Genomic DNA, 23,140 nt, shown 5'->3' with positions numbered 1-23,140 from the left:
TGACCATGGAGCCATGCCATGAGGGATCGAACAGAATGGGAACCGCGGGGATGTGATCGCCGTTTAAGCAATCCGTTTCTCCTATCGCCGTCACAGCCACCGATGCGCCCCATCGCCTCCAACAACCGGCGCGGCCGCGACCGGCGTTCAAACGGCTATATTTCCGAACAAAAACTCTTTCACCAGATCCCTTATCACCTGCTCGAATCTGAATTGAGCAGTCTGCCGCAAAAGCAGTTTAGCGATGGAGAAGTCCTGATCAGGCGCGGCCAACGCAACCGCTATCTCTATCTCTTGATTGATGGCTGCCTGAAAATTCACCTTGATGATTCACAAGAAGATGAGGGTATCCTGCTGGAACCGGGTGAATGTGTCGGCGAAATGTCGGTGATAGATCGCGGCCCCGCCTCGGCCACAGTCATCTGCGATGGCTCCGCCACGGTTATCCAGATCGATGCCAGCCGATTTTGGAACAGTTTTGGCAAATCGCGTCACATTGCGCGCAATATGCTCAGGATCCTGACCACACGCATGCGCACCCATAATGAAATGATCCTGGCGGCCAGAGAACAAAAACTGCTCTGTGATCATCTGCAGAGCGAGTTGGCCCATGCGGCAGATCTGCAAAGAAACATGCTGCCCGATCTCTCGCAGATGGCGGTTCAGGATTTCGGGCTAGAACTGGCCGGTTTGATGAAGCCAGCGGCCAAGGTTGGCGGCGACCTCTATGATGCATTTTTTATGGAAGATAATCATCTTTGCCTCGCCATGGGCAGCGTTTCCGGCAAAGGCATGCCCGCTGCCCTGTTCATGGTCCAGGTGATGAGCATGCTGCGCGGTCAGATGCAACGGCCCGGCGATATCGCCAAACGCATGGGTATTCTCAACAACCTGGTCTGTCAGTCCAACAAATCCGGCATGCAGGTATCCCTATTCGTGGCCGTGATCGACCTTCAAGAACGGGGATTTGACTATTGCCTGGCCGGCCATCAGCCTCCGGCTGTCTCCCGCAATGGCCATGCCTTCCATTTCCTTGATGCCGAGGCCTCCCCGCGCCTGGGTGGCTGCGAGGATGTTGATTTCACAATCGGTCTCGGCCGATTGGAACCGGGGGATCGCTTTTTCATCTTTACCGAAGGCGCCATCAACCGCCAAAACGGTAATCAGGAACCCTTTGGCGAAACAGAACTGCTATACCAGCTTGATGCACTGCCACGAGCCAATGCTGCCGGGAAATCCCTTGAAGAAATCGATCATGCCCTAACCCTGCATGCGGCAGGCGCCCAGCAATGCGAGGATATCGCCATGATGGCCGTGCAGGCGCTTGATTATTGATTTTGTCTCATCGACCCTTTGATCGGCCGCCCGGCCAACTTCGTCATTTGCCTTTCACGGCCTTGATGAGGTAATCCTTGTTGCAGGAAAATCAAATGGATGGAAACGGTCTTGGCGCTGGAAAAGCTGGAGAGCTATACCGACCGGTATATCGCCTGTCACGAATGTGACCTGGTGCATCCGGTGCGACGCCTGCTTGACGGTGAGATCGCCGCCTGCGGCCGTTGCGGGGCGGTTTTGTATCAGCAGCGCCGCAACAGCATGGACCGATCCCTGGCCTTCGCGCTGACCGGCCTCATTCTCTTCATCGCCGCCAATATGTTTCCTCTGCTGACCTTTGAAATGGAAGGCCGGGAGCAATCCAACCGCCTGATTGACGGATCATTGGCGTTTTGGAAAAGCGGCTATTGGGAACTTGGCCTCTTGGTCTTTATCTCCTCCGTCGCCGTTCCCTTCTTCAGTCTTATATCAATCCTTTATGTCCTTTTGCCCTTGAAATTTAGCCGGATTCCAAAGGGTTTCGTCTATGCGGTGCGATCCATTGAGTGGCTGAAGCCCTGGGCCATGTCGGAAGTTTTCATCCTGGGCATCATTGTCGCCTTCGTGAAGCTGACTGATTTTGCAACCGTCACCCCCGGTCCCTCCATGGCCGCTTTCGTTGGTATGGTGATCGCCATCACCCTGGCCAATGTCACCCTGGACGACCGGGTCATATGGCGTCTGGAAGAGGATATCCGGACGGGGAATGAACTATGAGCACGCAAAAAACAGCGGCAGAGCTGGGGGCGATCGGCTGCCATGACTGTGGCCTATTGGTGTCGGAACAATTCCTGGAAAGCCGCCAAAGCCATCATTGCCCAAGATGCCGGGCGCCGATGCATCGGCGCAAGCCGCTCAGCCTCGCCAAAAGCTGGGCTTATCTTCTGGCTGCCGCCATTCTTTATATCCCGGCCAATATGATGCCGATCATGACTGTTATTTCCTTTGGCAGCGGCGCGCCGGACACCATCATGAGCGGGGTTATTCACCTGGCCGCCGCCGGCCAATACCCCATCGCCCTGTTGGTTTTCATAGCCAGTGTCTTTGTGCCGCTGCTTAAAATCGGCGTGCTGGCCTATCTATTGGTCTCGGTCCAGTGGAACCTTGCCGCCAAACGCCGCCAGCGCACCAGAATGTATCGCATGACCGAACTGATCGGCCGCTGGTCGATGATCGATATTTTTATGATCTCCATCCTGGTGGCCCTGGTGAAGCTGGATGCCATCGCCACCATCGAGGCAGGGCCCGGTGCCATCGCCTTTGCCGCTGTGGTCGTTCTGACCATGATTGCCGCCCAGAAATTTGATCCCAGGTTGATCTGGGATGTGAAAGAGAAAACTGTAAAATGACCGATGCCCCGAAACCTGCGTCTGAGAATAACAAAGGCGATGACCTGGTGATCCGCCGCGGACTGGCCAGTCTGTTTTCCATTTGGCTGGTGCCGATCATTGCCCTGGCCATTGCCGGATGGCTGGCCGTGCAGGCCATACGCGATCAGGGGCCAACCATCACCATCCAATTTGAGACCGCCGAAGGCATTGAAGCGGGTAAAACCAAGGTCAAATACAAGGATGTGATCGTCGGCACTGTCGAAGCAATCCAGCTCAATCCCGATTTAAGCGGGGTTAAACTGACTGTTGGCATGTCGGCCGGGTCGGAATCCTATCTTTCCGAAAATTCGAAATTCTGGGTTGTTCGCCCCCGGGTCACCTTGAAAGGTATCTCCGGCCTGGACACCATTGTATCCGGGGCTTTTATCGAGATTGATCCCGGCCAGCCAGGTGCCTCCACCTCTGAGTTTACCGGCCTGGAGGAACCGCCCCAGTTGACCTCCAGTGCCGAAGGGCGGGAATTCATCCTCGCGTCCCGGAAGCTGGGCAGTTACTCAGTCGGATCCCCGGTCTATTATCGCGGTTTCGAGGCGGGCGAAATTTTGGGCTATTCGCTCTCTGATGACAAACAATCCATCACAACCCGGATCTTCATCAAGGCCCCCTATGATGCATTGGTCACTGTTTCCTCCCGCTTTTGGGATTCCAGCGGCATCAATCTCTCTTTAACCGCGGAGGGCATGAAGCTTAACGCCTCCTCCCTGCAAAGCCTCGTGCTGGGCGGTATCGAATTCTCAACGCCCGTCTCCCTGGAAGATGCGGCACCTGCGCCGGATGGGCATCAATTCACCCTGTTTGGCAGCGAAGAGGATATTGAAGAGGCGCAATATACAGAAAAACAGTCCTTCATTCTTTATTTTGAAGGGTCGGTGCGTGGCCTGAATGTGGGGGCACCAGTGGAATTCAAGGGAATCCGGGTTGGCACAGTCACCGATATCAATCTAGAGATCGACCGTTCCACCGGGGATTTCTTCATACCGGTCCTGATCCAGCTGGAACCCCAGCGCATCCGCTTTGTCGATAGCAGCGCCGATGTTCCCAGCATGACCGGCGGCCTAAAGCAACAAATCGAGCATGGCATGCGGGCGCAATTGAAAACCGGCAGCTTCCTGACCGGCCAGCTGTTTGTAGATTTGGTGATGGAACCGGATAAACCCGCGAACTATTCCAAGCGCAATCGTTACGGTTTCCCGGAAATTCCCACCATCCCCACCAGCCTGGAGGAAATCACCACCTCCATCACCCAATTGGTGGAAAAAATCGAGAGGCTGCCGATTGACCAGCTTTCCAACAGCATGCTGCGCACGGCAGAGGGCGTGGAACAACTGGTGACATCGGACGATATCCAGGAAACTGTCCGGACCTTGAACGCAACCTTGCTTGAATATCGCACGCTGGCGGAGAATGCACAGGACCTGACGCAGAATTTGGACCAGACTGTGATCCCCGAAGCGGCCGGCGCGTTAGCCGATGCCAGGGCGACCTTGGCACAAACGGAGAAAACCATCCAATCCGCACAGCTGATGTTCGGTGCCGCCAATTCCATGCTGGCCGATGGTTCGCCCCTCCGCTACGACCTGGAAAACATGCTGCGCGAGCTTTCCGCTTCCGCACGCTCCATCCGCAATCTCTCGGCCTATCTGGAGCGCAACCCCAGCGCTTTGATCACCGGCAAAACCCCGCAGGGGGTCCAGCCTTGAGCCATCAAACAAGGACAGTATTGATATGATATCAAAACGCCTCTTCATTGCCCTGGCCGCCGTCCTTCTGCTGGCCGGCTGCGTTGGCAGTCCGTCCCAGCCGACACGTTTTTACATGCTGTCCGCCGGTGGAGCGGAACAGGACGGCCCGCCCCTGTCGGCGGGTAAAGCTGTTCTGCTGGGCCCGGTCACGTTGCCGGGCTATCTGGACAGGCCGCAATTGGTCACTCATACCTCCGACAACAAGCTCGCATTGTCAGAATTGGATCAATGGGCTGAACCGCTGCACGACAATCTCAAACGTGTGTTGATCGATAATCTGTCGGCAGCGCTTGAAACCGAACAGGTTTATGCCTATCCGGCGTCTCTGCGCCCCGGACCGGACGTCATTCAGATTACATTGGATATTGCAGAAGTCCGTTTTTCCCCGACGGGGGATGTCAGCCTGAAAGCACGTTGGAGCCTGTTCAATAGCCTGGATGGCAAACCTCGCTTACGGGATGGAAAGATCTATCAGTCGCAAAATGGTGGCGGCCATGAAGATAACGCCGCCGCCCTGAGCAACCTCGTTTTGGAGCTGGCTGGCGATCTTGCAACGGCTGCGCGCACCGTTGCATTAGCATCCTCGTGATTTTCATGATATGTGAATTTCGTACAAGAATGTGCCAATCCTAATCCAGAAGTGAATTCATGATTCTTTCGCCAAAAAACCGGTCGGGCCTTTATTTTTTTGCAACTGTCCTGGTTGCCGTGGCCCTGTTCACAATGTCGGTTTTCACGGCGGAACGATTTGCCGCTGAAGATCAGGAACATGTGTTTTTGGAGCAGCAGGCGCTCCTGACCCAATCCAGCGCGGCGAGCATGCAGCAGCGTCTTGATTTCCTGTCCACCCGGGCCGGCGAAGTCGCCTTGACGCTGAGCGAGGCCCAGCGAGGCCCCGTACCCGGCAATAGGCGCTCGGCAGAAATCCTAACCCGCGCGCTTTCGAATTTTGGCGATTCTGTCCGTTTCATCCATTACGGGCCGGACCGTCAGTTGGTGGCTGCCGCTGGCTTTGAAAGCGATTCCGTTGTTGATCAACAGCTAGCCTTCTGGCTCAACAACTATTGGCAGTCCGAAAACCGGACCGATCCTTATCTGCTCTTTCCCGATTTCCTGGTTACCAACAGCCATCAGATTGCCGCAGTTCTGTTTCCTATCCCGGCCAATGACTTGCGAGGTGACATGACCCGGGGCTTGCTTGTCAGTCTGGTGGATATCGCTGATCTTTCCCAGAAATATGTCTCCCCCCTCCGGTCCGGCGAATTTGGCGCGGGATATCTGATGAATCAGGCCGGAACCATCCTTTATGACCATGAGACCGAGATTATCGGGCGCAGTGTTTTCGACGGTATGCATGTGGATTATCCGGACCTGCGTCGGTTCGATAATCGGCTGATCAGCGAAAAAAGCGGCGTTGACACCTATCATTTCACCCGCAAACGAAGCGGCGCGGTCGTGCGAAAACTGGCCGCGTGGGATTCGGTATCCTTTGGCCCACACAAATTCATCATCGCCCTATCCGCCCCTGACAGCGAGCTGGCCGCAGGCATGAATACCATGCGTTGGCTCAGCCTGTCGCTGGGCGCCATTTTGACCCTGGTCATTTTCCTAGCAGCCTGGTTTTTCATGATGATGCGCACGCATACTTTGCGTCGCGCCACATCCATGTTGGAACAGCAGGTTGCGGATAACCAGGATGCGCTCAGCGAGTCAAAAAGCCGCCTCACCGGCTTTGCCGCCGCCCTGCCCGACCTGGGTTTCCTGTTTGATGCCGAGGGGCGCTATCTGGAGATTTACGGCGACGAAAGGTTATTGATCCGCAATCGCCAGGATCTGATCGGCAAACGCTTTTCCGACCTGTTGCCCCATGATGTTGCCTCCAAGCTGAAAGAGGTTGTCTCTAAGACGCTGGAAACCGGCAAGAACCAGTTTGTCGAATATTGCCTCACCATTCAGGGCAGCGAAGTGATTTTTGAAGGCAAGACCTCTTTGGTGCCGGCCACGAAACGCGCGCCCGCGCTGGTCGCTTTTGTCACCCGCGATGTCACCTCCCTGCGCCAGGCCGAACAACGCCTTCATGCCGCGATCGAGAGCATGGCCGACGGTGTCACTTTGTGGGATGAGGAAGACCGCCTGGCGCTCTATAACGAGGAATATCTGCAGATTTATCCTTTCCTCAGGGATATCCCCGGCGGCGCGGTCGGTAAAACCTACGAAGAAATCCTCCGCTATACGCTGGAACATATCAATGTGGTTTCGGATCGCGCGCAAAATGACCGCGAGGGCTGGATCAACAAACGGTTGCGGGTTCACCGTGACAGCTCTGAGGATGCCTATATCGCGCGCCTGGATGACGGACGCTGGATTTCTGTGCGGGAACGTTCCATGGGTCAAGGCTGGATTGTTGGCATCCGAAGCGATATCACGCCCTTGAAACAAGCGGAACAAGACGCCCTGGAAGCCCGTATCACCGCAGAGATGGCCAGCAAGGCCAAATCGGAATTCCTGGCCAATATGAGCCATGAATTGCGCACGCCTCTGAATGCCATCCTGGGGTTGGCCGAAATGATCCAGCGACAGGAACTGGGCCCGGTCGGCAATGACCGCTATGTGGAATATGCCGACGACATCCGGACCAGCGGCCAGCATCTCCTCACCCTGCTTAACGATATTCTCAATCTATCCCGGATCGAAATCGGCACTATGGAGTTGCAGGAGGAATCCATTGATCTGGTTGAGATCATTGAGGCCAGCACCCGCATCGTTAAGGGATTGGCCGAAGCCAAATCCATTCATCTATCAACGGCCGCCCCTCAGAACTGCCCGATTCTTGGTGATGGACGCGCCTTACGCCAGATCCTGTTGAATCTTCTGTCCAACGCGATCAAGTTCACCAATTCTGGCGGTGATATCGCAGTACGCCTGGTGATTGATGATGCCATACGGCTTTCCGTGACGGATAACGGCATTGGAATTGATGCGGCCGACATCGACCGCGTCTTGGAACCCTTTGTGCAGCTGAGCCATCCGGGCACCGCCAAAGAACCCGGCACCGGAATCGGCCTGGCGCTCAGCAAACAGTTGGCGGAATTGCATGGCGGCAATCTCTCCATGGAAAGCACTCCAGACGTAGGAACCACCGTCACGCTGACCTTGTCCCTTGAGCGGCGCTTGCCGGAACAGCAAAGCAATCTCTTTTCCAGCATTACCAACTGATCTTTAGACAGGCCGAGTTACCCAGTCACTCCTAAAACTTTTTGCACATATATCTTGTATACAAATATTATTTGTACATAATACCGTCATGGAAAATATTACGGATTGCATAAGTTATCTTATTAGCGGCGCAGCGAAACAGATCAACCGCCGGGCGCGGGAATTGCTGGCGCCCTATCATTTGACCCCGGTGCAATATGCCGTGATCCGGGCCCTTTACGAATATGACCTGCAAACCGGCAGCGAGCTGGCCACAACCCTGTTCATGGATAGCGCCACCCTCACCGGCGTTGTTGACCGGCTTGAAAAACAAGGAATGGTCGCCCGTGTGCCGGATGGTCAGGATCGCCGGATCAACCGCCTGGCACTCCAGGACAAGGCCCGGAGTTTGTTGCCGGAGCTGGACAATGCGATGGATCGCCTGAATGCAGAGGCAGACATGATCCTGGGCGGCAAAGCCAAGAAAGTACGCCAGGGGCTAATCAAACTAGGGAAAGGGACATGAGCATGTTCGACACCAAAATCGCAATTGTGTTACGGAACGATCTGGCCAGCTGGCAGAAGATGAATGTGGTCGCTTTCCTAACCAGCGGTCTTGTCGGCCAAACGCCTGAGATACTGGGCAGGGATTATGAGGATGCCGACGGCAATACATTCAATCCGCTGGCCGTACAGCCGATGATCGTCCTGGAGGGCGACGGCAACACGCTGTCAAAAATCCATAACCGCGCCTTAAACCGACAGGTCAAAACCTCGGCCTATGTCGAAGAAATGTTCCAGACGGGCCATGATGATGCCAATCGGGCCGTCTTCAAATCTTTCGGACCGGACAATGCCAAGATCGTCGGACTGGCCATGCGCGCCGAGAAAAAAACCGTCGATAAGATCACCAAGGGAGCAAAGATGCATGGCTGACCTCCACCTCATGGAAGCCCTGCAACCCGGCACTCAATTGCGCACAGAGAGCCATCTTGTCACGCAAGAGGAGATTCTTGAATTTGCCGGCAAATATGATCCTCAACCCATGCATCTGGATGAAACAGCCGCAAAAGAAGGACCGTTCGGCCAATTGGTCGCCAGTGGCTGGCATGTGCTTTCTGTGACTATGCGTCTGGTGGTGGAGGCCAATCCGTTCGGTCAAGCTCATTTCGTCGGAGCTGGTGTCAACAATATCCTGTTCCGTAAACCGCTGCCACCGGGCACCAGCATTCACGTCGAGACGACGGTTAAAAAAATGCGTCCGTCGACAAAAGGCAACCGGGCACATGCCTCGCTCACCGCGCTGACAAAGGATAGCGCAACCGGGGACATCATCGTATCACAGGATTGGGAAATCCTCGTTTACCCGGAAAAAACAGTCTGATCGCTGCAGTCACAGAAGTTTCATTTCACTGACCTTTCATTGTTTAACGTTAAACTATATATTTAGTTTAGCGTTAAACATACTAAGGAAAACGAGATGGACCGCCGCACGTTTCTGAAAATTGCCGGACTGGGCAGCAGCATTCTTGTTGCTTCAGCCGCCGGCTTTGCCCTAACCCGCGATCCAAGCCGGGCCTTAACGCCCTGGAGGAATGCCGGAAAAGAAACCGGGAATCCCTTGTTGCAAGCGCTGTCCTATGCATTGCTGGCCCCCAACCCACATAATCGCCAGCCCTGGATCGTTCATCTGAAACCCGGCCTCAATGCCGCCCTCACCTGCGATTTGGATCGGCTGCTGCCCGCCACCGACCCATTCAATCGGCAGATCACCATCGGCCTGGGCTGCTTCCTGGAAACCTTCAGGATCGCGGCGGCCGCCCAGGGCTATGCCGCCGCCATTGATTATTTCCCCGAGGGTGAGCCAGGCCGCCATCTGGATCATCGCCCTATCGCCCATCTAACCCTGCGGGAAAACAAAAACCTGGCGCATGTTCCGCTGTTCCCGGCGATTTTGACCAGACGCACGAACCGCACGGCTTACGACCTGTCACGCCCTCTTGATGAAGATGCCCTCAATAAACTGACCGGTACAGCAATCGGCACCGCCGCCACCAGAACCAGCCAATCTGATCCCCTTGTTGGGAAACTCCGAAAGCTGACCCGGGATGCGATGCTTGTGGAAATGCGGACCAAACCGGCCCATCAGGAAAGTATTGATCTGATGCGCATCGGCAAAGCGGAGATCGAAGCCAACCCCGATGGCATATCGCTCGGCGGGCCGGTATTGGAAGCCATGAATCTTGCCGGTATCCTGACGAGGGAAACATTGAACGATCCCACCAGCATGGCCTTCCGGGGCGGTTTGGAAATGGTCGAGCGCACCGCCATGACCGCCATGGGTTTTGCCTGGATCACCACACCGGGCAATTCCAGAACCGATCAGATCTTGGCTGGCAGAAGCTATATGCGCCTTGCCCTGGGCGCCGAAACCGAGGGCATTGCCATGCAGCCCATGAGCCAGGCGTTGCAGGAATACCCCGAAATGGCAAGCAATAACGGTGCGATCCATGAATTGCTAGCCCCCGCCGCGGGTGATACGGTCCAGATGCTGGCCCGTCTGGGCTATGCAGACCGGTCCGCCCCATCGCCGCGCTGGCCCCTGGAGACATTCATCAAGAAAGGCTGACCTTGCCGGAGCTGAACGACCCGCCCATTTTCCGACTTCTGGGTGAGATTGGGATCATAGAACAGCTGGCGCGGACCGAGTTGGAAAGATTGCTGCCCGACGGTTTGAAGGCGTCACAGTTCAATGTCTTGAACCACCTGGCCAGACTGGGCGGTGAATGGAGCCTTGTGCGTCTGGCCAATGCATTTCAAGTGACCCGGGGCGCCATGACCAACACCATCCAGCGACTGGAGGCGCGGGATCTGGTGCACGTAAGTCCAGACCCGGAAGATGGCCGGTCAAAACTGGTATCCCTCACCCCCCAGGGGTTGGCCGTGCGACAACAGGCGGTTACCACCGTCACCCCCCTTCTGGCTGCCCTGTCCGCTCAACTCAATGACGCCGAGATTGAGCGCCTGCTTCCTTTGCTGGTGAAAGTCCGGCAATATCTGGATGAAAACCGCTCTGCTTAAACCACCCAAAAATGCCATAAGATCAGTCTCTTTGCTCTATTATCAAAATTTTTAAAAGATTAATTTTATTTTTTATAGCTTTCCTAAAACATAAGCGCTGCCCATCTTTCTGGAATGGCCCTTTCCGCAAACAAGAGGTCTGTCCGGTCCGCCGGACAACAGGGAGGCTCTCGCGGAAGCCGATGATTTCCAATGCGAGACGGGAAGCAACAAGATGTATGTACCTACCTTCGATGATGTGCGTAACGCCCAGGAGCGGATCCAGCCCCACATCCATCGCACCCCGATTCTGACCAGCAGCTTTATCAACAAGCTGGCCGGTGCGGAGCTTTTCTTCAAATGCGAAAACTTCCAGAAAGCGGGGGCCTTCAAAGTGCGCGGTGCCAGCAATGCCGTTTTTGGCCTGGATGAGGAAAAGGCAAAGCTGGGCGTTGCCACCCATTCCTCCGGCAATCACGCGCTGTCACTGTCCTACGCTGCCGGTCGCCGGGGCATTCCGGTCACGGTTGTGATGCCGCGCACCGCACCGGAAGCCAAGAAGGAAGCCGTCAGAGGCTATGGCGGCACCATCGTGGAATGCGAACCCTCCACCTCTTCCAGAGAAGCGGTCTTTGCTGAAGTTGTCGCCAAGTCCGGCGCAGAGTTTGTCCATCCTTATAACGACCATCGGGTGATCTCGGGCCAGGCCACCTGTTCGCTGGAACTGACCGAGCAGGTGGAGGGGCTGAATGCGGTTGTTGCCCCCATCGGCGGCGGCGGCATGGTGTCCGGCACCTGCCTGACCCTGTCCAGTATCGCCCCCGATGTGGAGATCATCGCGGCCGAGCCGAAAAACGCCGATGACGCCTACCGTTCCTTCAAGGCCGGCCACATCATTGCCGATGACGCGCCCCAGACCGTGGCCGACGGCCTGAAAGTACCCTTGAAAGACCTGACTTGGCATTTCGTTTCCAACCATGTCACCGACATCCTGACCGCGACAGAAGAGGAAATCATCGAGGCCATGCGCCTGATCTGGCAGCGGATGAAGATTGTCATGGAACCATCGAGCGCCGTGCCGCTGGCCACCATCCTCAAGAATAAAGAGGCCTTCGCCGGCAAGCGGGTCGGCGTGATCATCACCGGCGGCAATGTGGACCTGAACAAACTGCCCTGGCTGCCGAAAGCCTGAAACAAATAATCGATAAAAGATGCAAGAGTGGAGAGCCCCAATGAGCAACAGACTTGATTTCTCGAAACTGGAAGTGGGTTATGACGTACCAGCCGCCATCGGCATGGACGAAGCCGATATCCAGACCCCCTGCCTGGTTGTCGACCTGGACGCGTTTGAGCGCAATATCGCAAAAATGCGTGATTTCTGCCGCGAAACCAACATGCGCCACCGGGTACATGGCAAGATGCATAAATCCGCCGATGTCGCCCATTACCAGATCGACCATGGCGATGCCTGCGGTGTCTGCTGCCAGAAAGTGTCCGAGGCGGAAGCCTTCGCCCGCGCCGGGGTGAAAGACATCCTGGTCTCCAACCAGGTGCGCGACCCGGCAAAGATCGACCGCATGGCGCAACTGCCGAAACTGGGTGCGCGCACGCTGTGCTGTGTCGATGACATCACCAATGTGGCGGAGCTTTCTGCCGCGGCCAGCAAACATGGTACGGAAATCGAGTGCCTGGTGGAAATTGATTGTGGTGCCGGCCGTTGCGGCGTCACCACAACCGCCGATGTGGTCGCCATCGCCAAGGCGATCGACGCCGCCCCCGGCCTCAAATTCGGCGGCATTCAGGCCTATCAGGGCGCAATGCAGCATCTGGATAACTACGAGGACCGCAAGGCCAAGATCGATATCGCGGTCGCCATGGTCGTCGATGCTGTGGAAGGCTTAAAAGCCGAAGGCCTGGAATGCGACATTGTCGGCGGCGGCGGCACCGGCTCCTACTATTTCGAAGGGGCGTCCGGCGTCTATAACGAACTGCAATGCGGGTCTTATGCTTTCATGGATGCAGATTACGGCCGCATTCTGGATAAGGACGGCAAGCGCATCGACCAGGGCGAATGGGAAAATGCTCTTTTCATCCTGACCTCGGTCATGAGCCATGCCAAAGCAGACAAGGCGATCTGTGACGCCGGTCTGAAGGCGCAGAGTGTGGATTCCGGCCTGCCGGTGATCTTTGGCCGCGACGATGTGGAATATGTCAAATGCTCTGATGAGCATGGGGTGATCGCCGATCCCGATGGCAAGTTGGCCATCAATGAAAAACTGCGCCTAGTGCCGGGCCATTGCGACCCGACCTGCAACGTCCATGATTGGTATGTTGGCGTTCGGGGCGGCAAGGTGGAAACCCTCTGGCCGATCACCGCACGCGGCAAAGCATACTAAGGATTTGGCAGATGTTGATTATTCCCGAAAAAATCATCCCGGACCTGATTTCCGAACAGGATGCCTTCACCGCCGTGGAAGCCGTCTTTGGTGCCATGGCCAAAAAGGACGCCTATAATTTCCCGGTGATCCGCGAAGCCATCGGCCATGCGGATGCGCTCTACGGTTTCAAATCCGGTTTCGACCGGGCGGGTCAGGTGCTGGGCTTGAAATCCGGCGGGTATTGGCCGGGCAATATGGAAAAGGGCCTGACCAACCATCAGTCCACTGTTTTCCTGTTTGATCCGGATACAGGCCGGCCCCATGCCATGGTCGGCGGCAACTATCTGACCGCTGTCAGGACGGCCGCTGCCAGCGCGATTTCGATCAAATATCTATCCAGGAAAGACTCCAAAATCCTGGGCATGGTCGGGGCCGGTCACCAATCCACTTTCCAGCTGCGCGCCGCAGCTGCCCAGCGGGACTTTGACAAGGTGATCGCCTGGAATGTGGATCCCAACATGCTGGGCAATCTGGAAAAGACAGCCCAGGAGCTGGGCCTGCCGTTTGAATCGGTGGACCGCGAGACCATGGGGCAGCAGGCCGATGTGATCATCACCATCACCAGCTGCTTTGAACCGCTCCTGATGAAAGACTGGATCAAGCCCGGCACCCATATCGCCTGCATGGGCACCGACACCAAGGGCAAGCAGGAAGTGGATGCCAATATGGTGGCGGCCGCGACCGTCTTCACCGACGAGATCGCACAGTCGATCGAGATCGGCGAATGCCAGCATGCCATTGCACAAGGGTTGATCAAAGAAGATGACATCAACCAGATCGGTGACGTGATCAACGGCGACCATAAGGGCCGCAGCAGTGACGATGAAATCACGCTCTTTGACGGCACCGGTGTCGGCCTGCAGGACCTGGCCGTTGCCGATGCGGCCGTCAGGTTGGCCAAGGACAAAGGTGTCGCCCTGGGCATCGATATCTAAGAGACAAAATTACCCCGCGGGGCTTATTCCCTTGGGAGCTACCTCTCCCTTAAGCCCTTCATTCCCACCGCCGGGAGCGTTAGCCCCCTCCCGGCGGCTTTTTTATGTCTCTTGCGCAACCATTCCCAAAGCCTTTTCATAAATCTTGACGGTCTTACGATCGAAACAACAAAAAATGATTTCCATCGGCTGATCGGCTTGTTCCAGGCCTGCCCGTATTTCTCGAACCGCGATCCCGATCGCCAGTTCCACCGGAAAACAGTAGGCACCGGTTGAGATTGCCGGTATGGCGACACGGCCCAGCCCATAGTCCGACGCAGCTTTCAGGATATTCCGATAGGTTTGTGCCAACAGATCCTCTTCCCCATCACCCCCGCCTTTCCAGACAGGACCAACCGCATGGATCACATGGCGCGCTTTCAGGGAATGGCCCGATGTGATACGCACCTCTCCCGTCGGACAGCCGCCAAAGGCCCGGCATTCTTCCTTAAGGCCGGGACCGGCAGCCGCATGAATGACTCCGTCAACACCCCCGCCGCCCAGCAGGCTTTTGTTGGCAGCGTTGACAATAGCATCAACATCGAGCGTGGCAATATTCGCCCGCACCAGTTTAATTGCGCTTTCCACCATCTTATTTCCCGCTGTAATCATACATCTGGTCATCTTCCAGTTGGACAACGAGCGGGCGCAAACGCAGGAACAAGAGGCAGGCGATCGCCAGCGTCGTTGCGATGAAAACCCCCCCCCCCACCGTGATCCAGATCGGCCAGAGAAGGTTCATCATCGTAGCGGAGAGATCCCCATAAAGATCCAGGAACTCTACCAGAAGATAGGGCGAAGAAAACAGCCCGCCCACAATTGCGATATTCAACAACAGGATCGTGCCGATCTTGAAGGACCGTTTCTTGGTCGCCTCCACAATCACCCAGCTGCCCTCTTCCACCTGAAGCGCCATTGCGGGAAACATCAGGATCGACCGGCTGACCACCCACAAGGCCACCAGGGCCGCCGCCGCCCAGCCATAGGGAATGAACCCGGTAAAGAATACCGGAACGCCGATCACAAATCCCAAAAACAGGAACAGGCATAAGAAGTAAAACTCCTCCCGGCGCAGGCGCAACGGCTTCCAACCCACCACTTCTTCGCGGCCCTGTAACAAACAGCGCTGCCAAGTGGTCATCATCGGCACCCAGATCAAGGCCGATGTGACCTTCAACCCTGCTGGCCAGAAACTGTCCGCATCGACCAAGTCATCGACAAATTCCAGTGACATCATGAGCAGCAGGAAAATCAGCGCCGGAAACCAGCTAACCAGAATGAGGGCGCCAACATGCCGGAAAGTCTGTCCATAGGCCTGCCCGAGCAGGTCAAAAACCGGCAGCGGCACCGCCACGGCGTCATCTGTATCTAATGTCATTTCAAGTTACTCAATGAAGGATATCGGGATTCATATTCTGCAAGGCGTTTACTGCCTGGCCAATGCAATACCAGACGCCCTGGTTTTCCAAATCGCCCTCTCTGGCGAAACGGTCGGCCTTCTCCCGCGCGACATCGGATGCCTGCTCTCCATGGGATTTGATCAGCAGCATTGCCGCGCCAAAATGATACTTCGGGTCACTGGTTTTCAGATACATCCCGGTCGCCCCTGTCGGCTTTATGGTTATAGGTTCAGTATAGCCCGAAATGGGTCAGGCTCAAACAGACAGCACGGCCAGTTCGGCAATTTCATGACGATACAGCGCAAAATGATGCTAACCTGCTGAAATACACCGTCCTTAATACAGGAGAGACATGTGATGTCGGATCATGTTTATAAAAAAGTCGAACTGGTCGGCAGCTCAGCGACCAGCATCGAAAAAGCGATCCAGAATGCCATCGAAACTGCCTCGAAATCGCTGAAACATCTGGATTGGTTCGAAGTGATTGAAACCCGGGGCCATATCGAAAACGGCCGGGTCGCCCATTATCAAGTGGTCCTGAAAGTAGGCTTCCGGATCAAGGATTGACGGATTTTCAATAATTGGCCGGGCTAGACTAGATGGCCGAAGTTTCGCCCATCTGACAAATCAGTTTCCAGGAGGCTTCGTCCACCGGCACCACAGAAAGCCGGCTTTGCCGGATCAGGGCTAATTCCGACAAGCGCGGCTCGGCTTTTATCTCAGCCAATGTCACCGGCTTTTTCATCGGCGCGACCGCTTTTACGTCCACCATGCCGAAACGCCCGGTCTTGTCGGTATGGTCGGGATAATATTCCTTACAGACTTCCACGATGCCGACAATCTGCTTTTCCTTGACCGAATGATAAAAGAAACAGCGATCGCCCAGCTTCATCGCCTTCATATTATTGGACGCCTGATAATTACGAACCCCGTCCCAATGCTCGCCTTTTGCACCGCGTTTGACCTGATCCTCCCACGACCAGGCATTCGGTTCCGATTTGATCAGCCAATATTGCATGTCAGTCCCCGTTCTTCAGTGGTCACTTTGTTTCAGACAGATCCGCCTGCACAAGCAATACAGGTGGGAATACTGGGGTCCAGCCGCAACCGTTTTTCCGCAATCGGTTCGTCACAGGTGACGCAATAACCGTAATCCCCCTGCCCGATCCGTTTCAGCGCCGCATCAATGCGCCCGATCTCGGCCATGCGCCGGCGTTCGGTTTCCTGCGCCATGGCCTGGCCCTGCATCGCATCCATGCGCGAAAGCCGCCCTTGCATGGTCTGATCCAGCGCGACCGGCGCACGGGCCTCTTCGCTGTTTTTTGCCAAGGCCGACAATTCCTCGCGCCGGTCCAGCAATTGCCGTTCGAACCCCGCCAGATCTATATCCTGTCTTTCGCTCATGCCTTTATTCTGTGGCATTCAAGACAGCTTGGCCAGTAGATTGGCTCCAGCCATTCCGGAATGGATCAGGAATTCTCCCGGTCTTCCTCTTCATCGATCAGATCATCCTCACCGGTCAGGAATTCTTCAAACAATTCCTCAACCGTATCGGGATGATCCGGCTCGCAGGGGTTCCATTCCGTGCCATCGAATTCCGGGTTCAAACCGGCGGTATTGGGCGTGGGCGCCATCGCCACATAATCCCCCTGCTCCGCCTGCGGCAGGGAGGCACGCCGGGTCATACGATAGAGGGCAAAAACCCCGATCAGGGCAAAACAAACGGACGTGCCCCAGAAGAATGAATCCGCTGCGAACTGTTCCATGGCAAAGGCTGCGGCGGGTGGGCCGAAAATTGCACCAAGGCCACTGACCAAAACCAGAGTGCCACTGGCTGCGACCATCTGCTGCGGGTTCAGATAATCGTTGGTATGGGCCAGGCAAAGGGAATATAGCGGTGAGGAAAGCCCACCCAATAGCCCGAACATCACCAGCAGCATAATATAGTTGTCTTCCAGCAGAACACAGCCCACCCCGGTCGCGGCAGACAGAAAGGCAACCACAGCGATCACCTGCCTGCGGTCAAATATGTCCGAAAGCTTGCCGATCGGCCATTGGAACAGCAGCCCGCCGACAAACATCATCAACATGAAGAGGGAAATCTGCGGCACGCTCATGCCCACTTCCGCTGCATATACACCGCCCAGCGAAAACAGGATGGCCTGGCCCATCATGGTGAAAAACAGCCCGACCACGCCGAGTGGGCTCACCTGATAAAGCATCAGCATGCTGGCATTTTCCGAGGCTTCATAGGAAGGGGCCGGCGTGGCGGAAACCAGGATCGGCACCACCGCAACACTGATCAAAACGGAAATCAGGGTGAACAGCTCGAAGCTGCTGGGGTCAGCCACGTTCAGCAAAAGCTGCGACAGGCAGAGCGCGCCAAAGATCACCAGCATGTAAAAGCTGAGCATCTGGCCGCGCGTCTCATTGGTGGAGGCGTTATTCACCCAGCTTTCACAAACGATATAGAGCCCCGCATAGGAAAAGCCGGTCAGGATTCGCATGATGCCCCAACTGATCGGATCCACAAAAACCGGATGCAGCAGCACAGCCGTCGAGGCCAGGCCGGCCAGGGCGCCGAAGGTCCGCACATGACCAACGGAGTTCACCAATTTGGGAACAATCATCGAGCCCAGCAAGAAGCCGACATAATAGCCCGACATCACGATACCGGTCAGGCCATTGGGGAAGCTTTCCAATTTTGCGCGCACACCAAGCAACGTGCCATGCAGCCCGTTGCCAAGCATCATCAGACCAAGCCCCAAAAACAGCGCCCAGCAGCCTTTTACCGCATGAAACATCAGGCTTCCTTTCTTCCCCAATTGGGGCACAGACCATTTCGCAAATGCGAGAACGGCGCTTATGCACGTTGCCAGCGTCGCAAAACTCTACAGGAACGTCGTAAAAACTCCTAGATGCGACTTCGCAAAATTTTCTTGTTTCTTCGTAACTTGGGAGATGTTTGCCGATTTTCGGACAGTTTTTCGGCTCTTCCCGGGAATAAGTCTAAGACCTGTGTGTTTTGATGAAACACGGGGCGTCGAAACACGGGGCGTCAAAACAGGAGGATACCGCCTATGTCATTTTCTCATTGGTCTTCTTATGACAGCGATTATTCACCTTTCCAGCCCCTTAGTCGGCAACCCGCGACTGACCGGCCCCGGTGCCGCCAAAAGCCATGCCCCAACGAACCGATCCGCCCGGAAACATTACTCAGACCTATGCAGGGGTTGATCCTGGCCCTTGCGGCCGGTCTGGGCCTTTGGGCAACTGTTCTGGCCCTAATGATCTGGGCATTCAAAGCCTTCTGATTTGGCTGTCCCCCAGCAGCCAAACAGAAAACGCCCGGCCATCAAGGCCGGGCGTTTCTTCATTCGGTCACTCAGGGAACGGATTAATCGTCGCCGTTCATGATCCCGAGGATGTTCAGCAGGTGGACGAACATGACCACGAAGCTGCCGTAGAGCTGCAATGCGCCGAAGATGGCGAACCGGCCAGCCGCTTCACTGGAACCGGCCATGAAATAGTTATTTTTGATTTCTTGGGTCTCCCAGGCGGTGATGCCGGCAAACAGCAGAACCATGCCACAGGAGATAACCAGGCTCATGCCAACATCCTGGAAGAAGAAAACATTCGCCAGAGACGCCAGGATCAGGCCGATACAAGCCATCATCGCAAAGCGGCCAAAACCGCTCAGGTCTTTTTTCGTGGTGTAACCGATCAGGCTCATGCCTGCGAACATGCCTGCTGTGATAAAGAAGGCCCGGCCAACCAGCATCGGATCTTTACCCAGATAAAAGGCCACCATCGGAGAGATCATCACGCCCCAAAGCGCACAATAGAGCCAATAATAGCCCTGCGCCATGGCACTGGAACGCATGCTGATAATCTTCGGCGAGAACCAGCCCATACCGAGAAGAGCGATAAGAAGCACCCATTTCGCCGGTCCAACGGCCAATGTGTACATCAGCTCCTGATTGGTGGACATAAACAGAACGATCAGGCCGGTGAAGGCCACGCCCAGAGCCATATAGTTATAGACTTTGAGCATATATGACCGGAGGCCCGCATCAATATCGGCACGCGCGCCGCTGCGGTCCATCACGGTCGACTGGTGTCGATTCATTTCCATCTTTCTTCTAACCCCTTGATGCAATTTCAATTGCGCCGGACAAATCCAGCGCGGCAATTACTGTGTTTAATATGGGGATGATCCAAATTGAATTCAATATTTTTCGTATGAATTCATCAGTCGTTGCGCAGGAAGGGCGCCGCTTTCCGGCCCAACGCATTCCAGGCCCCGAAACCGCCAATTCCCACGGTCAAGATCAGGGCAGCCACCAAAGTCATCATCAACGCCATCGCGTCAAATTCCCAGCTGGTATCCATCACGAACCGGATCACGCCATACCCCGCCAATGTGCCTATAAATCCTGCAATAATAGCGGTGATCACACCCAAAAGTGCATATTCGATCATGTATGCCGCCATCACATCGCGCCGGGTCGCGCCAAGAACCTTCAGAACCACGGAATCATAAATCCGGCGGTAATGCCCAGCTGCAATCGCACCCGCCAAGACCAAAACCCCGGTCAGGATCGCCACCATGGCAATGGTGCGCACCGCCATACCCAGGCTTTCGATGATCTTGGCCACTTCGGCCAGGATCTCCTTGACCCGGATGCTGGATATGTTGGGGAATTTATCAACCACCGCACGCTCCAGCGCGGTTTCCTTTTCCGCATCCAGATGGACAGTTGCGATATACATTTGCGGCGCGCTTTCCAGCAGCCCCGGCGAGAAGATCATCACGAAATTCAGACCCAGCCCCTGCCAGTCAATCTCCCGGAAATTGGCAATGGTGGTTTCCACCTCCCGGCCCAGGATATTGACCGTTACCTTATCCCCGATCGCAAGCCCGAACGCCTTGCCCGCATGCACATCAAAGGAAACCAGCGGCTTGCCGGAATAATCAGCCGGCCACCAATCGCCCTCAACCACCTCACTGCCCTCTTTCGGCGGTGTCCTGGCCCAGGTCATGCCCCGGTCCCCACGCAGCACCCAGGCAAAATCAGCTGGCGGCGTGATCTGGTCCGACGGCACCCCTTTCAGGGCCGTAATCCGACCGCGCAGCATCGGCGTGTCACCGGTTTCACTCACAGTGGGAAAGGCGGAAAGCTCTGATCGGAAATCGGCAATCTGATGCGGCTGGATATCAATGAAATAGAAAGACGGCGCCTCACCGCTCAGAGTCACCCGAACCTCCCGGTTCAAATTCGCTTCAATCAGGCTAACTGCGGACAAAACCGTCAGCCCCAGCCCCAGGGAGAGGACAACCGAACTGGTCGGACTGCCGGGTCGGTGCAGATTGGCCAGCGCCAGCCGGAGCCGGGCCGAACGCGGATGCGGCATCTTCCTGGTCAGCCGGATCACCGCCCAGGCCGTGCCCCGGAATAACAGCAAGGTCGCTGTGGCGCAGACCACAAAAATCGCGGCCAGCCTGGGATCCTTAGAGGTGGCAATGGCAATGCCCGCCATCAGCACTCCCAAGACCGTCGTGATCAGGATCAATCGCCGGCCCGACCGGAAACGCTGACCGCTGATGGCATCGTGAAAGAGCGAGGCTGCCGGCACCATGCGCGCCCGGGCCAATGGCCAGAGACTGAAAACCAATGTCGTGCCAATCCCGAAGCCCAAGGCCAATAACAGCGGCATCGGGTAAAAACCGGTTTCCGCCGTCACCGGCAGTTTATCCGCCAGAATCGGCGCCAAAATGGTCGGCATCACCGCCCCGATCAAGGCACCGCCCAGAGAGCCCAGGGTTCCCAGCACCATCAGTTGGCTAAGATAGGTACCGAAAATCAAGCGTGACGGCGCACCCAGGCATTTTAACGTGGCAATGGTGCCGTTACGGGTGGCGAGATAGGCCTGCGCCGCATTGCCGACCCCGACTCCGCCCACCAAAAGGGCCGTCAAGCCAATCAGGGTCAGGAAGATCTGCACCCGGTCGACGAAGCGCTGGATATTGGGCGCGGCATTTTCAAGATTTCGGATCCGCCAGCCAGCATCGGGAAACTGCGTCTTCAGCCTTTCTTCCCAGACGGCCGCGGATTCATCTGCCGGTATATCAAGACGGTAATAAAATCGAACCAGGCTGCCAGGTTGGATCAGCTCGGTTTCCGGCAAGGCCGCCTGCGGAACCACGACGCGCGGCCCCAGTTCAAAGGCCTGGGTGCTTCGGTCCGGCTCGACGGCGATCACATCAGCAATGCGCAGGGTCGCCTGTCCCAAACGGAAGTAATCCCTGACCTGCAAATTGAGCCGTTCCAGCAGGTTGGACGCCACCACCGCGTTCCAATACCCATCTTCCCGCACCAGCACATCATGAAGGGCCGCACCGCTTGCAAGTTCGAACCCGCCGAATATCGGATAGGTCCCATCCACGGCCTTGACCTCGACCAGGCGCCGGTCCGCCCCATCGGGGCGCACCGCCATGGCGCGCAGAATAGCAATGGCCGACATGCCGTCACTATTCTCCTTCAGCCAGGCAACCTGGTCCGGTTCGGCCGGTTTATGGGTCAGGCGCAGGGAGACCTCCCCGCCCAGCAGCAGGCGCGCATTCGCCCGCAATCCCTGTTCAATGGCCTGGGAGACAGCTCCAACACTGGCCACCACCGCAACACCCAGCGCCAGACAGGCCAGGAAAACCCGGAACCCTTTCAGGCCACCGCGCATCTCGCGCATCGCCAGTTTGAAGGCCAGCTTGATCATGACAACACGCCCCTCAGTCTGCCGTGCCGGCCAGCATCCGGTCGCGTTCCACTTCTTCCAAACAACCATCAGCCATGCGCACAATCCGCCCGCATCGCTCGGCCAGGGCAGGATCATGGGTAATCAACAGAAGGGTTGTTCCCAGATCATCGGAAAGCTTGAACATCAGATCGATGATCTGTTGGCCGGTGGCACCGTCCAGGTTGCCCGTCGGTTCATCCGCCAACAGCAGTTTCGGCTTGATTGCAAAAGCCCTGGCCAGGGCGACACGCTGTTGTTCGCCGCCAGACAACTGCCCCGGATAGTGATCCATCCTGTGCCCCAGGCCAACGGATCGCAAGCTATCCGCCGCCTGTTCAAACGCATCAGACCGGCCGGACAGTTCCATCGGGATCGCGACATTTTCCAACGCCGTCATGGTGGGGATCAGGTGAAATCCCTGGAAAACAATGCCCACATGATCGCGCCGGAACAGGGCCAACCGGTCTTCGCTTTGGGCGCGCAGATCCAGGCCACACACTTCCAACTGGCCAGCGCTGGCGGATTCCAGCCCTGCAATCAGCATCAGCATCGACGTTTTTCCCGACCCGCTGGGCCCGACCACGCTAACCGTTTCACCGGCCTGAATGGAAAAAGAAATTCCCTTGAGGATGTTGACGTCACCGGATGCCGACCCCAATGTTAAATCGACATGCTCGAGATGCACCAACGGTCGATCATCCCTGTCAACGGCAACATCAGTGGCTTTCATATGGCACTCCAACAGCCAGAAATTGAACAAGAGCCCCCGGC

General features: G+C 56.2%; 24 protein-coding genes. 15 read left to right on the top strand and 9 right to left on the bottom strand.

The window, feature by feature from the left end:
* The first annotated feature begins 18 nt into the window (after window positions 1–18).
* The 14 genes from DFP90_RS17055 to bhcD all read left to right on the top strand — a co-directional run bounded on the left by DFP90_RS17055 (window position 19) and on the right by bhcD (window position 14,135).
* Complete coding sequence (locus DFP90_RS17055; protein ID WP_115937725.1) at window positions 19–1,335, top strand: SpoIIE family protein phosphatase; 1,317 nt, start codon at window positions 19–21, stop codon at window positions 1,333–1,335.
* A gap of 99 nt (window positions 1,336–1,434) precedes the next feature.
* On the top strand, window positions 1,435–2,091 hold the full coding sequence (locus DFP90_RS17050) for a paraquat-inducible protein A (RefSeq protein WP_115937724.1): 657 nt from the start codon (window positions 1,435–1,437) through the stop codon (window positions 2,089–2,091).
* A complete protein-coding gene (locus tag DFP90_RS17045; RefSeq protein ID WP_115937723.1) occupies window positions 2,088–2,723 on the top strand; it encodes a paraquat-inducible protein A in 636 nt (211 codons plus the stop codon). Before DFP90_RS17050 ends, DFP90_RS17045 begins: the two co-directional genes overlap by 4 nt.
* Window positions 2,720–4,465, top strand: coding sequence for a PqiB family protein (locus DFP90_RS17040; RefSeq protein WP_115937722.1), 1,746 nt, complete (start codon window positions 2,720–2,722; stop codon window positions 4,463–4,465). Before DFP90_RS17045 ends, DFP90_RS17040 begins: the two co-directional genes overlap by 4 nt.
* Before the next feature lie 25 nt (window positions 4,466–4,490).
* Window positions 4,491–5,096, top strand: coding sequence for a PqiC family protein (locus tag DFP90_RS17035; RefSeq protein WP_115937721.1), 606 nt, complete (start codon window positions 4,491–4,493; stop codon window positions 5,094–5,096).
* Window positions 5,097–5,155: 59 nt separating this feature from the next.
* Window positions 5,156–7,723 (top strand): PAS domain-containing sensor histidine kinase, encoded by a 2,568-nt coding sequence (locus tag DFP90_RS17030; protein ID WP_115937720.1) that lies wholly within the window; start codon window positions 5,156–5,158, stop codon window positions 7,721–7,723.
* 88 nt (window positions 7,724–7,811) lie between these two features.
* Complete coding sequence (locus DFP90_RS17025; RefSeq protein WP_115937719.1) at window positions 7,812–8,228, top strand: MarR family winged helix-turn-helix transcriptional regulator; 417 nt, start codon at window positions 7,812–7,814, stop codon at window positions 8,226–8,228.
* A complete protein-coding gene (locus DFP90_RS17020; protein ID WP_245957104.1) occupies window positions 8,225–8,638 on the top strand; it encodes a DUF2000 family protein in 414 nt (137 codons plus the stop codon). Before DFP90_RS17025 ends, DFP90_RS17020 begins: the two co-directional genes overlap by 4 nt.
* Complete coding sequence (locus DFP90_RS17015) at window positions 8,631–9,086, top strand: MaoC/PaaZ C-terminal domain-containing protein (RefSeq protein ID WP_181905421.1); 456 nt, start codon at window positions 8,631–8,633, stop codon at window positions 9,084–9,086. The genes DFP90_RS17020 and DFP90_RS17015 overlap by 8 nt, the downstream gene beginning before the upstream one ends.
* A 96-nt stretch (window positions 9,087–9,182) precedes the next feature.
* A complete protein-coding gene (locus tag DFP90_RS17010; protein WP_115937716.1) occupies window positions 9,183–10,331 on the top strand; it encodes an Acg family FMN-binding oxidoreductase in 1,149 nt (382 codons plus the stop codon).
* A 2-nt stretch (window positions 10,332–10,333) separates the two neighbouring features.
* Window positions 10,334–10,783, top strand: coding sequence for a MarR family winged helix-turn-helix transcriptional regulator (locus tag DFP90_RS17005; RefSeq protein WP_115937715.1), 450 nt, complete (start codon window positions 10,334–10,336; stop codon window positions 10,781–10,783).
* A 214-nt stretch (window positions 10,784–10,997) separates the two neighbouring features.
* Window positions 10,998–11,954, top strand: coding sequence for a beta-hydroxyaspartate dehydratase BhcB (bhcB, locus tag DFP90_RS17000; protein WP_115937714.1), 957 nt, complete (start codon window positions 10,998–11,000; stop codon window positions 11,952–11,954).
* Window positions 11,955–11,994: 40 nt separating this feature from the next.
* Window positions 11,995–13,158: a 3-hydroxy-D-aspartate aldolase BhcC gene (bhcC, locus tag DFP90_RS16995; protein ID WP_115937713.1), complete on the top strand. Its 1,164-nt coding sequence runs from the start codon at window positions 11,995–11,997 to the stop codon at window positions 13,156–13,158.
* A gap of 11 nt (window positions 13,159–13,169) precedes the next feature.
* Window positions 13,170–14,135, top strand: coding sequence for an iminosuccinate reductase BhcD (gene bhcD, locus DFP90_RS16990; protein WP_115937712.1), 966 nt, complete (start codon window positions 13,170–13,172; stop codon window positions 14,133–14,135).
* Between the two features lie 102 nt (window positions 14,136–14,237).
* Here bhcD and DFP90_RS16985 read toward each other — a convergent pair whose 3' ends face one another.
* From DFP90_RS16985 to DFP90_RS16975, 3 genes are read right to left on the bottom strand one after another with little or no spacing between them, the layout of a single operon-like run.
* A complete protein-coding gene (locus DFP90_RS16985) occupies window positions 14,238–14,765 on the bottom strand; it encodes a macro domain-containing protein (RefSeq protein WP_115937711.1) in 528 nt (175 codons plus the stop codon).
* Window position 14,766: 1 nt separating this feature from the next.
* On the bottom strand, window positions 14,767–15,552 hold the full coding sequence (locus tag DFP90_RS16980) for a hypothetical protein (RefSeq protein WP_115937710.1): 786 nt from the start codon (window positions 15,550–15,552) through the stop codon (window positions 14,767–14,769).
* Between the two features lie 10 nt (window positions 15,553–15,562).
* Window positions 15,563–15,769: a hypothetical protein gene (locus DFP90_RS16975; protein WP_115937709.1), complete on the bottom strand. Its 207-nt coding sequence runs from the start codon at window positions 15,767–15,769 to the stop codon at window positions 15,563–15,565.
* A 162-nt stretch (window positions 15,770–15,931) separates the two neighbouring features.
* Here DFP90_RS16975 and DFP90_RS16970 point away from each other — a divergent pair, with 162 nt between their 5' ends.
* Window positions 15,932–16,141, top strand: a complete 210-nt coding sequence (locus DFP90_RS16970; RefSeq protein WP_115937708.1) for a dodecin — start codon at window positions 15,932–15,934, stop codon at window positions 16,139–16,141.
* Window positions 16,142–16,169: 28 nt separating this feature from the next.
* Here the strand turns inward: DFP90_RS16970 and DFP90_RS16965 are convergent, their stop codons facing one another.
* The 6 genes from DFP90_RS16965 to DFP90_RS16940 form a co-directional block, all read right to left on the bottom strand.
* Window positions 16,170–16,592: an EVE domain-containing protein gene (locus DFP90_RS16965; protein WP_115937707.1), complete on the bottom strand. Its 423-nt coding sequence runs from the start codon at window positions 16,590–16,592 to the stop codon at window positions 16,170–16,172.
* A gap of 32 nt (window positions 16,593–16,624) precedes the next feature.
* Window positions 16,625–16,978: a TraR/DksA family transcriptional regulator gene (locus tag DFP90_RS16960; RefSeq protein ID WP_115937793.1), complete on the bottom strand. Its 354-nt coding sequence runs from the start codon at window positions 16,976–16,978 to the stop codon at window positions 16,625–16,627.
* 65 nt (window positions 16,979–17,043) lie between these two features.
* Window positions 17,044–18,378: an MFS transporter gene (locus DFP90_RS16955; RefSeq protein WP_115937706.1), complete on the bottom strand. Its 1,335-nt coding sequence runs from the start codon at window positions 18,376–18,378 to the stop codon at window positions 17,044–17,046.
* A gap of 593 nt (window positions 18,379–18,971) precedes the next feature.
* Complete coding sequence (locus tag DFP90_RS16950) at window positions 18,972–19,709, bottom strand: Bax inhibitor-1/YccA family protein (RefSeq protein ID WP_115937705.1); 738 nt, start codon at window positions 19,707–19,709, stop codon at window positions 18,972–18,974.
* Between the two features lie 116 nt (window positions 19,710–19,825).
* Complete coding sequence (locus tag DFP90_RS16945) at window positions 19,826–22,348, bottom strand: ABC transporter permease (RefSeq protein ID WP_181905420.1); 2,523 nt, start codon at window positions 22,346–22,348, stop codon at window positions 19,826–19,828.
* Between the two features lie 13 nt (window positions 22,349–22,361).
* Complete coding sequence (locus DFP90_RS16940) at window positions 22,362–23,099, bottom strand: ABC transporter ATP-binding protein (protein WP_115937792.1); 738 nt, start codon at window positions 23,097–23,099, stop codon at window positions 22,362–22,364.
* Window positions 23,100–23,140: the final 41 nt, after the last annotated feature.

It is taken from the genome of Aestuariispira insulae, assembly GCF_003385955.1.
GTDB lineage: Bacteria > Pseudomonadota > Alphaproteobacteria > UBA8366 > Aestuariispiraceae > Aestuariispira > Aestuariispira insulae.
This window is presented reverse-complemented; position numbering and strand designations above follow the sequence as displayed.